The organism is Mycobacterium sp. (assembly GCF_049683935.1).
Classification (GTDB): domain Bacteria; phylum Actinomycetota; class Actinomycetes; order Mycobacteriales; family Mycobacteriaceae; genus Mycobacterium.
In genome coordinates this window covers 1-13,291 of the sequence record NZ_JBAUJR010000414.1, presented here as the reverse complement: position 1 = coordinate 13,291, position 13,291 = coordinate 1, and the positions used below count along the sequence as shown (strand labels likewise).

General features: G+C 67.6%; 2 protein-coding genes. Both read left to right on the top strand.

What is annotated here, in order from left to right; translation table 11 throughout:
* Positions 1-236 precede the first annotated feature (236 nt).
* Positions 237-6,479: a sulfolipid-1 biosynthesis phthioceranic/hydroxyphthioceranic acid synthase gene (gene pks2 / locus WA965_RS23470; protein WP_526294128.1), complete on the top strand. Its 6,243-nt coding sequence runs from the start codon at positions 237-239 to the stop codon at positions 6,477-6,479.
* Positions 6,480-6,498: 19 nt separating this feature from the next.
* The coding region (locus WA965_RS23465) for a non-ribosomal peptide synthetase (RefSeq protein ID WP_526448127.1) at positions 6,499-13,291 on the top strand (6,793 nt) is incomplete at its 3' end.

Below are 13,291 nucleotides of genomic sequence, written 5' to 3'. Positions count from 1 at the left end.
TCCAGCCCAGCCGATTGGAAATGGGGGCGGTCGGATGGCGCTTGGTTACCGAGCACTTCCGCCGATGGATCGACGAGAAAATACCGGGCAACTGCTGGAATCGAACCCTCTCAGAATGGAGCCGGCACGCAGATCCACACGGCCTAGGGATCTTTCGTCGACAAGGGCACTCCGCCGACCGAAGTGGGTGATCGTCCGTGGCTGACTCACGTGTGGCGTCCATCGCTGTCATCGGCATGGCTTGCCGGCTTCCCGGCGGAATCGACTCGCCGGAGAAATTGTGGGAAGCGCTGTTACGCGGCGATGACTTGATCACCGAGATTCCACCCGAGAGGTGGGACGCCGACGAGTACTACGACCCGCAACCGGGTGTGCCCGGCCGGTCGGTGACGAAGTGGGGTGGCTTCCTCGACGACGTCGCCGGCTTCGATTCCGAGTTCTTCGGCATCAACGAGCGTGAGGCCACCGCAATCGACCCGCAGCATCGACTGCTCCTGGAAACCTCCTGGGAGGCGATGGAACACGCCGGGTTCTCGCAGGAAACAGTCACCGACTCGTTGACCGGTGTGTTCGTGGGTCTGACGCACGGCGACTATCAACTCCTGGCCGTCGACGCGGACGCCGTGGAAGCCCCGTACGGCTTCACCGGCAGCAGCTTCAGTTTGGCCTCCGGTCGGATCGCCTACGCCCTGGGCGTTCACGGCCCGGCGCTGACAGTCGACACGGCGTGTTCGTCCGGCCTGACGGCCGTGCACCTGGCCTGCCACAGTCTCATCGACCGGGAGAGCGACCTTGCCCTCGCCGGCGGCGCATCAGTGATGCTGGACCCGCGCAAGTTTGTTGCCGGGTCAGCTGAAGGCATGCTGTCGCCCACCGGCAGATGCCATGCGTTCGACGTCGCGGCCGACGGATTCGTGTCGTCCGAAGGCTGCGTCGTGGTGTTGCTCAAGCGTCTGTCCGACTCCGTGCGTGACGGAGATCGGATTCTGGCGGTCATTCGCGGATCGGCGGCCAACCAGGACGGCCACACCGTGAACATCGCCACGCCGTCGGTCACGGCTCAAACAGCGGTGTACCGGTCGGCGCTGTCCGCGGCGGGAGTGGATGCCCGCAGCATCGGGATGGTCGAGGCGCACGGCCCCGGCACCGCGGTAGGAGACCCGATCGAGTACGCGAGTCTGGCCAACGTCTATGGCATCACGAACCCCTGCGCGCTGGCGACTTTGAAGACGAACTTGGGACATGCGCAGTCGGCCGCCGGCGCACTGGGGCTGATGAAGGCGGTGCTCGCCACCCAGCACGGCGTGGTTCCCCGGAATCTGCACTTCACACAGTTGCCCCCGGCGATGGCCCACATAGACACGAATCTCTTCGTGCCGCAGAGGACAACGGACTGGCCGCTCAACGGACATCAACCGCGCCGGGCGGCGGTGTCGTCGTACGGGCTCTCCGGCACGAACGTCCACGCGATCGTGGAGCAGGCACCCGACCAGAATTCACAGCTCCGATCCCCTGTCCGGGTTGCGTTTTCGGCTGAGACGTCCTCCTCCGAACCGCTGCTGTTCCTGCTGTCGTCCACCTCTGCCGACGAGTTGCGGCACACCGCGGCCCGGCTGTCCGAATGGGTCTCGTCACACGAGGACGTGGCGCTGGAGGATGTGGCGTACACGCTGGCGCGTCGGCGCACGCACCGACCTGTCCGCACCTCTGTCATCGCGACCCGCCGGTCCGAGCTCCTCGAGGGCCTGCGCCTGGTCGCCGGAGGCGACGTCCCGTACGAAGCCGCGGCCGGCCGCGACGACCGGGGACCTGTCTGGGTGTTCTCCGGGCAGGGATCGCAATGGGCCCGGATGGGTGCGGAGCTGTTGGCAACCGAGCCGGCGTTCGCCGCCGCCGTGGCACAGGTCGAACCTCTGATTGTCCGCGAGTCCGGATTCTCCGTCACCGCGGCGATGTCCGCGCCCGAGGTCGTGACCGGCATCAACCGGGTGCAGCCGACCCTGTTTGCCATGCAGGTCGCGCTGGCCGCCACCATGCGGTCGCACGGCGTCCAGCCGGGCGCCGTCATCGGCCATTCCCTCGGCGAGGTCGCGGCAGCTGTCGTCGCCGGGGCACTGACGCTGGACGACGGCGTGCGCGTCATCTGCAGGCGCTCACAGCTGATGTCCAGAATCGCCGGTGCCGGCACCATGGCATCGGTGGAATTGCCTGCCCAGCAGGTGCTTTCCGAGTTGATCAACCACGGCGTCCGGGACGCTGTGGTGGCAGTGGTGGCTTCGCCGCAGTCAACGGTGGTCGGCGGTGCCACCTCCACGGTGCGTGAGCTCGTCGCGGCCTGGGAACAGCGTGAGGTGATGGCACGGGAGATCGCCGTCGACGTCGCCTCGCACTCGCCTCAGGTAGACCCGATCCTCGACGAACTGGCCGACGCGCTCAGCGAACTGCAGCCGACAACGCCGTCGGTTCCGTTCTATTCGGCGACGCTCTACGACCCGCGCGAGTCACCGGTGTGCGATGCCGAGTACTGGGTGCACAACCTTCGCAACATGGTGCGGTTCGCCCCCGCGACACAGGCCGCGCTGGAGGACGGCTACCGCGTCTTCGCGGAGCTGGCGCCCCACCCGTTGTTGACCTTTGCGGTCGAGCAGACGGCACGCAGTCTCGACACGCCGACGACCGCGCTGGCAGCGATGCGTCGCGAGCAGGAGCTGTCGTGGGGGCTGCGCCGCTTCGTGGCCGATCTGCACAGCGCCGGCGCCGCGGTGGACTTCTCCGTCCTCCATCCGCGCGGGCGGCTCGTCGACGCACCGCTGCCCACTTGGACCCACCGCTCGCTGCTGTGGAGCCGCAACGGGCATGAATCCCCGACACACGGCGGCTGCACAGTGTCGGTGCATCCTCTGCTCGGCGCGCATGTGCGCCTGCAGGAGGAGCCGGAACGCCACGTCTGGCAGGGTGATGTGGGCACCGCCGTCCAGCCCTGGCTCGGTGATCACCGGATCCGTGACGTCGCAGTGCTTCCGGGCGCGGCGTATTGCGAAATGGCGCTCGCGGCCGGTCGCGCGGTGCTCGGCGAGAACTCCGAGGTCCGTGACATCCGCTTCGAGCAGGCACTCCTGCTGGACGGCCAGACCACAGTCGGGACCTCAGCGGCGTTGTCGTCCACCGGCGTCGCCGACTTCGTGGTGCAGACGAATCTGGCGGGCGAGCAGGTACGCCGGGCAACGGCCGTCCTCCATGCCGCTGCCGAGGAGCAGCCGCCCGCCTACGACATCCCCACGCTGCTCGCCGCGCATCCGCACCGCGTGGACGGCGCCGAGGTGCGGAACCGTCTGGATCTGCGCGGCGTCGGGTATGGTCCCGCATTCACAGGTCTCGTCGTGGCGCACACCGGGGAGACCGACAACGAAGCCGTACTGGTCGAGGTCGCACTGCCCGGCCAGATCCGTTCCCAGCAGGACGCTTACGGCATCCATCCGGCCCTGCTGGACGCCTGTTTGCAGTCCGTCGTCGCCCATCCGCGGGTCCTGGCCATGGACGACGGCGTGCTGGCACTGCCGTTGGGCATCCGGCGGCTGCGCGCCTACGGCCCCGCCCGCAGCGCCAGGTACTGCTACGCACGGATCACACAGGTCGACACGACCTCGTTCGAGTCGGACCTCGATGTGCTCGATGAGCACGGGACAGTCCTGCTCGCCGTGCAGGGTTTACGGTTGAGCACCGGCGCATCCGGGGGCGGTCACGCAGATCGGGTCCTGGCCAAGCGGCTGCTGACCATCGAGTGGCGGCACCGGGACCTGCCCGAGACGGAACCGGTCGACACCGGTGGCTGGTTGCTCATCGCCACCGCCGACAACTCGGGTGCATCGTCGCTGAGCGGCGCGCTGAAAACCGCTGGAGCGCAGTGCATCGCCATGTACTGGCCATTGCACGCCGATGATGCGTCGAAGGCCGAACAGCTCGCCGAGCACCTCAGCACAGGGGGAATCGCCGGAGTGGTGATCCTCACTTCGGCCGAGGGCGCCGGTGACGGTTGCCCACCCGATGCCGGCCTTTCCTGCGTGCAGCATCTGGCGAGGATCATCCGCGAAGTGTCGGACATCCCCGGCCGACTCCCGCGGGTGTACGCCGTGACGCGCCATGCCCAGTATGTGACGACCGGCGACGACATGAACCTCGGACAGGCCGGCTTACGGGGCCTGATGCGCGTGGTCGGCACCGAACAGCCGAATCTGCGTGCCACCCAGATCGACGTGGACGACACCACCGATGCCGGACAGTTGGCCGCGCAACTGCTTTCCGGGTCGGAGGAAGACGAGACCGCGTGGCGCGACGGCGCGTGGTACGTCGCTCGGCTGTGTCCGTCGCCGCTGCTGCCCGAGGACCGGCAGACCACGGTCGCCGATCCCGAGCATGACGGGATGCGTCTGCAGATCCGGGTTCCCGGCGATCTGGAATCGATGGAATTGATTGGAGCCGAGCGTGTTACGCCGGGCCCGGGGCAGATCGAGGTCGCGGTCAGCGCGTCGAGCATCAACTTCGCCGACGTACTGATCGCCTTCGGCCGTTACCCCGCCTTCGAGGGCCGGTTACCGCAACTGGGCACCGACTTCGCCGGGGTGGTGACCGCCGTGGGACCGGGGGTGAGCGACCGCGCGATCGGCGATCGCGTCGCAGGGGTGTGTGCCGACGGCTGCTGGGCCACCTTCATCACCTGCGACGCCGACAGGACCATCGCGGTGCCCGCCGGCCTGAGCGACGGGGAAGCCGCGGCGGTGACCACCGCCCACGCCACCGCCTGGTACGGCCTGCACGTACTCGCCCGTATCGGCAGTGGCGACAGGGTGTTGATCCACTCCGCGACGGGCGGCGTCGGACAGGCAGCGCTCGCCATCGCCCGGGCTGCGGGAGCCGAGATCTTCGCTACGGCGGGTAGCGACGAGCGGCGGCAACTGTTGCGCGACATGGGCGTCGAGTACGTATACGACTCTCGCAGTCTTGCGTTCGCCGACGAGATACGTCGTGACAGCCAGGGATACGGCGTGGACATCGTGCTCAACTCGGTCGTCGGTGCCGCACAGCGCGCAGGCCTCGAACTGCTGGCTACCGGCGGGCGGTTCATCGAGATCGGCAAGCGCGACATCTACGGTGACACCCGGTTGGGGTTGCTCCCCTTCCGTCGTAACCTCTCGTTCCACGCCGTCGACCTGGGATTGCTGGCTTACAGTCATCCCGCTCGTTTTCGAGACCTGTTGACCAGCGTGTATCGGATGACCGCAGACGGCACCTTGCCGAAACCGCAGATCACCCGTCGACCCCTGACCGACGCCGCTGCCGCCGTGCGCACGATGAGCGGCGCCGGGCACACCGGCAAGCTCGTGCTCGACGTCCCACGCACCGGCCCGATTCGGGTGGTCGTACCACCCACGGAGGCTCCGGTTTTCCGCGGCGACGGTGCCTACCTCATCTCCGGGGGGCTGGGCGGACTCGGGTTGTTCCTGGCCGGGAAGATGGCCGCCGCCGGGTGCGGACGGATCGTGCTGTCGTCACGGTCGGAGCCCACGCTCGAGGCTCTGGATGCGATCGCGCAGATCCGCGTCACCGGCGCCGACGTGGTGGTGGAGTGCGGCGACATCAGCCGGCCCGGCACCGCGGCAACTCTGGTCGCCACCGCTACCGCCACCGGTCTCCCACTACGTGGGGTCCTGCACGCCGCAGCAGTGGTCGAGGATGCCACGCTGGGGAACATCACCGATGACCTCATCGAGCGTGACTGGGCACCAAAGGTTTCCGGTGCCTGGAATCTGCATCTCGCCACCGCCGATGAACCGCTGGACTGGTTCTGCTCGTTCTCCTCGGCGGCGGCGCTGGTGGGTTCACCCGGGCAGGGCGCCTACGCCGCGGCCAACAGCTGGCTGGATTCCTTCACCCGGTGGCGGCGGGCTCGGGGATTCGTAGCCACGGCGATCGCGTGGGGCGCATGGTCCGAGGTCGGGCGCGCCACCGCTGTGGCGGAGAACTCCGACACGGCCATCGGCAGCAGCGAGGGCGCCTATGCCTTCGAAACGCTGCTGCGCCACGCGCGTGCCTACACCGGGTACGCGCCCGTCACGGACACGCCGTGGTTGACCGCCTTCGCCCAACACAGCCCCTTCGCCGAGGCCTTCCGCACCGTCGGCGGGAACTCGAGAGACACCAGCAGACTGCGCACCGAACTCGACGAACTGCCCACAGAGGAGTGGCCGTCCCGGCTGCGGCGTCTGATCTCCGATCAGGTCAACGTGATCCTGCGCCGCACTGTCGATCCCGATCGCCCGCTCTCCGGGTACGGCCTCGATTCTCTGGGTGCCCTGGAACTTCGCACCCGCATCGAGACGGAATCGGGGGTTCGCATCGCATCCACCGATCTCGCCACCATCACCGTCCGCGGCCTGGCGGAGTTGCTGAGCGAAAAGCTGGCGTCATCCGACGCCGCGTGAGATCTATGGGGGCGGTCGGATGGAACTCGGTGACCGAACACTTCCGCTGACGCAGGGTCAGCTGGATATCTGGCTTGCCCACGAGACAGGGCATTCCGCTACAGAATGGCAGCTCGGCCTTTTTGTCAAGATCGCCGGCCCGGTACAGCGTGATCCGCTCCGGTGGGCGATCCAGCGCGCCCTCCAAGAAGCCGAACCGGTCAGGGCTACGTTCTTCCAAGAGGATGGCCGGGTCTTCCAGAGGGTGAGTGACCACGCGAAGATCGACCTGGCGTTTCATGACCTGACGGGCTCGCAGGATCCCGAGCGCGAAGCCATCGAGCGGGCGGCGTCGATCCAACGGACCGAGATGCCGTTCTCCGGTCCGCTGTTCAGCTTCGTGCTGTTCCAGACAGCACCCGACGCGTACTACTGGTTCACATGCTGCCACCACATCGTCATCGACGGATCAGGCATCGCGCTGGTCGGGCATCGAATCGCGGCCATCTACTCGGCCCTCGTCTCCGGTGCGCCCATCCCGCCCCCGTTCTTCGGCTCGTTGCAGGACCTCGTCAACAGCGAGTCGGAATACGGGTCATCGGCGGAATACGCAGCGGACCAGGACTATTGGAGCAGGAACCTCCCCTCCGAGGATGAACCGGAATGGCGGTGCAACGATGTCGCCCGCGACGGCGACCGGAGTCCTTCAGCATGGCCTTCCGCACCGGCCCAACTGGATCCGCAGATCCTGCGACAGGTGCAGGGGTTGGCCGAGGAATGGGATATGCCCCGGTCCTCGGTCATCACCGCGGCGTGCGCACTGCTGGTGCACGGCTGGGGCGCCGAGGGTTCGGAGGTGGTGCTCGATTTTCCGGTCAGCAGGCGGGTGGGTGCGGAGTCCAAGGCACTACCCGGAATGGTCGCCGGGGTCGTGCCCCTCGTGCTCAGAGTCTCACCGCAATCCACGGTCGCCGGGTTCTGCGGGCACGTCCACACACGGATTCGGGAAGCGGTCGCACATCAGCGATTTCCGGCTCGCGCTCTCGAACGAAGCGCCCGCAGGCACAGTTCGGGACAACCGACTCAACGGGTGAGCGTCAACTTCATCCCCTCTTTTTTCGACTTGGACTTCGGGGGCATCAGAGCCACGGCGTCGTATATCAGCTCCGGAGTCGTGGGCGGGTTCGGGTTGTTCTTCTCCGGCGTCGGTGACCAACTGTTTCTGAGCACTGCCGGTCCGGGACGGCCTTTCCCGAACCTCGACGTCTCGTCTCTTCGGGAGCGTCTGCACAGTGTGCTCGCCGCCATGACTGCCTATCCACAACGTCGGCTTTCCTCGCTGGATGTGCTCGATTCCGGAGAGCGCGCCCGAATCGACGCTGTGGGCAACCGGGCGGCCCTCACCGATACCGGTTCCACGGCAGTGTCGATTCCGGCGTTGTTCGCCGAACACGTCGCCCGCTCCCCGGACTCGGTTGCGCTGGTGTGTGACGAGACGTCGCTGACCTATCGCGAGTTGGACGAGGCTGCCAATCGCCTGTCCCATCTGCTGGCCGGCCGGGGCGTCGGCCCGGGACAGTATGTGGCGCTGATGTTCTCCCGCTCACCGGAAGCGGTCGTGGCGATCCTCGCGGTGCTCAAGACCGGAGCGGCGTACCTTCCGATGGACCCCGCCGTACCCGCGGCGCGGATCCGGTTCACGGTGGCCGACGCGGCACCGGTCGCGGCGATCACCACCACCGCATTGGCCGGCACGCTGGAAGGGAGTGGACTGTCGGTCATCGACGTCGACGACCCGCGCATCGCGGATCAGCCCGCGACCGCGCTTCCGGCACCACACCCCGACGACATCGCCTACCTGATCTACACCTCCGGCACCACGGGGGTACCCAAAGGTGTTGCCATCACACATCACAACGTCACAGATCTACTGTCGTCGCTGGACGCTGGGCTGCCTTTCCCAGGGGTCTGGCCACACTGCCACACACTGGCATTCGACGTCTCGGTCTGGGAGATCTTCGGCGCCCTGCTGCGTGGTGGTCGCGTGGTGGTGGTCCCCGAATCGGCGGCAGCTGGATCCCGGGAGTTCCACGATGTCCTCGTCAATGAAAAGGTCGACGTTCTCACCCAGACCCCCTCGGCGGTCCGGCATTTGCCGCCGGAGGGCCTGGAATCGGCGGCGCTCGCGGTGGTCGGTGAGGCCTGCCCGCCCGAGATCGTCGACCGATGGGCACCCGGACGCATCATGGTCAACGCCTACGGCCCCACCGAGACGACGATGTGCGTGGCGATCAGCGCGCCACTGACCTCGGGAGGGGGCGTGCCGATCGGCTCGCCGGTGCCGGGAGCGGCACTGTTCGTACTCGATGCATGGTTGCGACCGGTGTCGGCGGGGGTGGTCGGTGAACTGTATGTGGCCGGCCACGGGGTGGGGGTCGGGTATCGACACCGCGCCGCACTCACCGCGTCGCGGTTCGTCGCGTGCCCGTTCGGTGGGTCGGGATCCCGGATGTACCGCACCGGCGATCTGGTGTCCTGGCGCCCGGACGGGCAACTGCACTACCTCGGCCGCGCCGACGAACAGGTCAAGATCCGGGGCTACCGCATTGAACTCGGCGATGTCCGGGCCGCTCTGAACGACCTCGACGGCGTGAACCAGGCCGTGGTGGTCGCCCGGGAGGATCGACCCGGCGACAAACGCCTCGTCGGCTATCTGGTCGAGGCCGCCCCGGGCTCGGTCGAACCGGCGCACGTGCGCACCGCCCTGGCGAAGCGGTTGCCACCGTACATGGTGCCCGCCGCGGTGATGGTGGTGGACGCGTTGCCATTGACGGTCAACGGGAAGCTCGACATTCGCGCGCTGCCGACTCCGGAGTATCAGGATGTGGTGCGCTACCGCGTGCCGGCCACCGCGGTCGAGGAGATTTTGGCCGGCATCTACGCGCAGGTCCTCGGCATCGACCGCGTCGGTGCCGACGACTCCTTCTTCGATCTGGGCGGGGACTCGCTGTCCGCGATGAGAGTGATCGCCGCAATCGCGAGATCGCTGGACGCCCACCTCACGGTGCGCACCTTGTTCGACGCGCCCGCGGTGTCTCAACTGGCCTCCCGTCTCGGCGGCGGCGCCCATCCGCGCACGCCTCTGACACGGCTCGAGCGGCCCGCGGCAGTTCCGCTGTCCTTCGCTCAGAGCAGGTTGTGGTTCGTCGACCAGTTGCAGGGCGGCACTGCCACGTACAACATGCCGACGGCGTTCCGGATCAGCGGACCCCTCGACGTCGTGGCACTCGGTGACGCCCTCGATGACGTGATCGCCCGGCACGAGACGTTGCGCACCACATTCCCGGCCGCTGACGGTGTGCCGACCCAGCGTGTCCTGCCGGCCCGGGCGGGCATGTGGCGGCGCGGTGAACCAGTGGTGGTCTCACTCGATGAGCGGGAGTTGGTCCACGAGTTGACGGCGCTGGCGGCGCATCGGTTCGATCTGTCGACCGAGATCCCGATCAGGGCACGGGTCTACTCGGTAGGGCCGGAACAGCATGTGGTAGCGATCATGTTGCATCACATTGCTTTCGACGGCTGGTCGCTGGCGCCGATGGCCAGAGACATCAGCGAGGCATACCAAGCCCGCTGTGCGGGCCGCGCCCCCGGTTGGGCAGACCTACCGGTGCAGTACGTGGACTACACGCTCTGGCAACGTGCACAGTTCGGCGAGATCGACGACAGCGGTAGCCCGATCGGCGCGCAGTTGGCCTACTGGCACGACGCGCTGGCGGGGATGCCCGAGCGGCTGGAGTTACCGACCGACCGGCCTTACCCGCCGGCCGCCGATCAGCGCGGCGCCACGGTGCCGGTGGAGTGGCCCTCCGAATTGCAGGAACGGATCCACGCGGTGGCCGCCGAGCACAACGCGACGAGTTTCATGATCGTGCAAGCTGCTCTTGCGGTGCTGTTGGCTCGGCTGACTTCCAGTTCCGATGTGTCCGTGGGCTTCCCGATCGCAGGGCGCACGGATCCGGCACTGGATGAGCTGGTGGGATTCTTCGTCAACACGTTGGTGCTGCGGATCGACCTGGCCGACGACCCGACCGTCGCCGAGTTGATCGCACAGGTGAGACAGCGAAGTGTGGCCGCCTATGAGCATCAGGACGTGCCCTTCGAAGTACTCGTCGACAGTCTCAACCCCTCCAGGTCGCTGACCCATCATCCGCTGGTCCAGGTGATGTTGGCCTGGCAGAACCTTCCCGTGGACGCCGGTGACCCGGTCGCCGGTCTGACTTTGGGCGATCTGAGGGTGACCCGGGTTCCGGTCGACACTCACACCGCGCGCGCTGATCTGACGTTCTCGCTGTCCGAACAGTGGAACGAGGCCGGTGAGTCCGCAGGCATACGCGGGCTGGTTGAGTTCCGCACCGATGTCTTCGACGCGGATGGCATCACCACGCTGATCGGGCGACTGCAGCGGGTGCTCACGACCCTGATCGACGACCCCCGGCGACCAGTTTCGTCGGTCGACGTGCTCGGCGCCGACGAGCACCTTCGCCTCGACGAAATCGGCAACCGCGCCGTGTTGACTGTGCCGGCCACGCCGACCGCGTCGATTCCCGCGTTGTTCGCCCGGCACGTGGCACGCTCCCCCGGCGCGATCGCGCTGACGTCCGAGGGCCTGTCACTGACCTACGGCGAGCTCGACGAGGCGTCGAATCGGTTGGCCCACCACCTCATTGCTCGGGGTGCGGCGCCCGGGGGCGTGGTGGCGCTTCTCTTCACCCGGTCGGTACACGCGGTGGTGGCGATGCTTGCCGTGCTCAAGTCCGGGGCCGCATACCTGCCGATCGATCCAGCCCATCCCGATGGGCGGATCGCGTTCATGCTCGCCGATGCGGCGCCGGTCTCGATCGTCACCACCGCCGGACTGCGGCCGCGATTGAGCGGGTACGACATCACCGTTGTCGAGGTCGACGACGCCGCCGTCCGATCCGAACCCGGCACCGCCGTCTCGTCCCCGGCCCCCGATGATCTCGCATATCTGATCTACACCTCGGGTACCACTGGTACGCCCAAGGGCGTCGCCGTCACCCACGCCAACCTGTGCCATCTTGCCGACTCCACCCCCGCGACCCTGGCGGCGGCGCAGGTGTGGACTCAGTGCCACTCCTACGGGTTCGACTTCTCCGTGTGGGAGATCTGGGCCGCCCTGCTCGGTGGCGGCCGCCTGGTGGTGGTGCCCGAATCGGTGGCCATTTCACCGGACGAGTTCCGCGCCTTGCTGATTCGCGAGAAGGTCACCGTCCTCACGCAGACCCCCTCGGCGGTTGCGGCACTGCCGCCACACGGCCTGGAGTCGGTGGCGGTGTTACTGGGCGGGGAGGCGTGCCCGGCCGAGGTCGTGGATCAGTGGGCACCCGGACGGGTGTTGATCAACGCCTACGGCCCCACCGAGACCACCGTGTATGCGTCGATGAGCGCGCCGTTGACGGCGACCGCGGGGACGGCGCCCATCGGTGCACCCGTACCGACGGCGGCGCTGTTCGTGCTCGACGAGCGACTGCGCCGGGTAGCCGCCGGGGTGACCGGTGAACTCTATGTCGCCGGCCGCGGCGTGAGCGTGGGCTATCTGAGCCGAACAGGATTGACGGCGTCGCGGTTCGTGGCGTGCCCGTTCGGAGCGCCCGGAACCCGGATGTACCGCACCGGAGACCTGGTGCGCTGGCAACCCGACGGACAACTCCACTACCTCGGCCGCGCCGACGAACAGGTCAAGATCCGCGGCTACCGCATCGAACTCGGCGAAATCCAGACCGCACTGGCAGCACTCGACGGCGTCGACCAGGCAGTGGTCATCACACGCGAAGACCGCCCCGGTGACAAACGCCTCGTCGGCTACCTCACCGGCACCGCCGACCCCGCCACCACCCGCGCCCAACTGGCAGCACAACTGCCGACCTACATGGTGCCCACCGCAATCGTGGCCCTGAAGACACTGCCGCTGACCCCCAACGGGAAACTCGACACCCGAGCCCTGCCGGCACCGGAGTACCAGGACAACATCCACTTCCGCGCCCCGGCCGATGCCGTCGAGAGCATTCTTGCCGGCGTCTACGCGCAGGTCCTCGGCGTCGAGCGGGTCGGCGTCGACGACTCGTTCTTCGACCTCGGCGGCGACTCCATCCTGTCGATGCAGGTCGTCGCCCGGGCGCGAGCAGCCGGGGTGTTGTGCCGGCCCCGCGACGTCTTCGTCGAACAGACCGTCGCACGCCTGGCGATGGTTGCCACGGTGGCCACAGCAGATGCCGGCCCGATCGATGACGGTGTCGGCGTGGTCAAGCCGACACCGATCATGTGTTGGTTGCAGACGATCGACGGACCCACCGAGGAGTTCAACCAGACGATGGTGCTGCAGGCCCCCACGGGGGTCACCCGACCCGATGTGGTGGCGATGTTGCAGGTCGTGCTCGACACACACGCCATGTTGCGGCTTCGTCTCGGAAGCGACGGGTCCCTGGTGGTGCCCGAGGCCGGGTCCATTCAGGCCGAGGAGTGTGTGTACACGATCGACGCGCTGTCCGACACCGAGATCGCCGCGGCGCGGTCACGGCTGAAACCCAGCACGGGCAGGATGCTGAGCGCCCTGTGGGTGGCTCCCACCGGTCAGCTCGCCGTGATGATCCACCACCTCGCCATCGATGCTGTGTCGTGGCGAATCCTGTTGGAGGATCTCAACATCGCATGGACCCAACACCACCGGGGACAGCCCATCGCGCTGCCGGCGCCGGCAACGCCGTTCGCCCGGTGGGCGTCGCTGCTCGCCGAGCGCGCTCACGCACCGGCGG

Bases quoted from the DNA above. Each gene is read 5' to 3' on its own strand.
- pks2 (WP_526294128.1), top strand. From the start codon at position 237: ATGGCTTGCCGGCTTCCCGGCGGAATCGACTCGCCGGAGAAATTGTGG.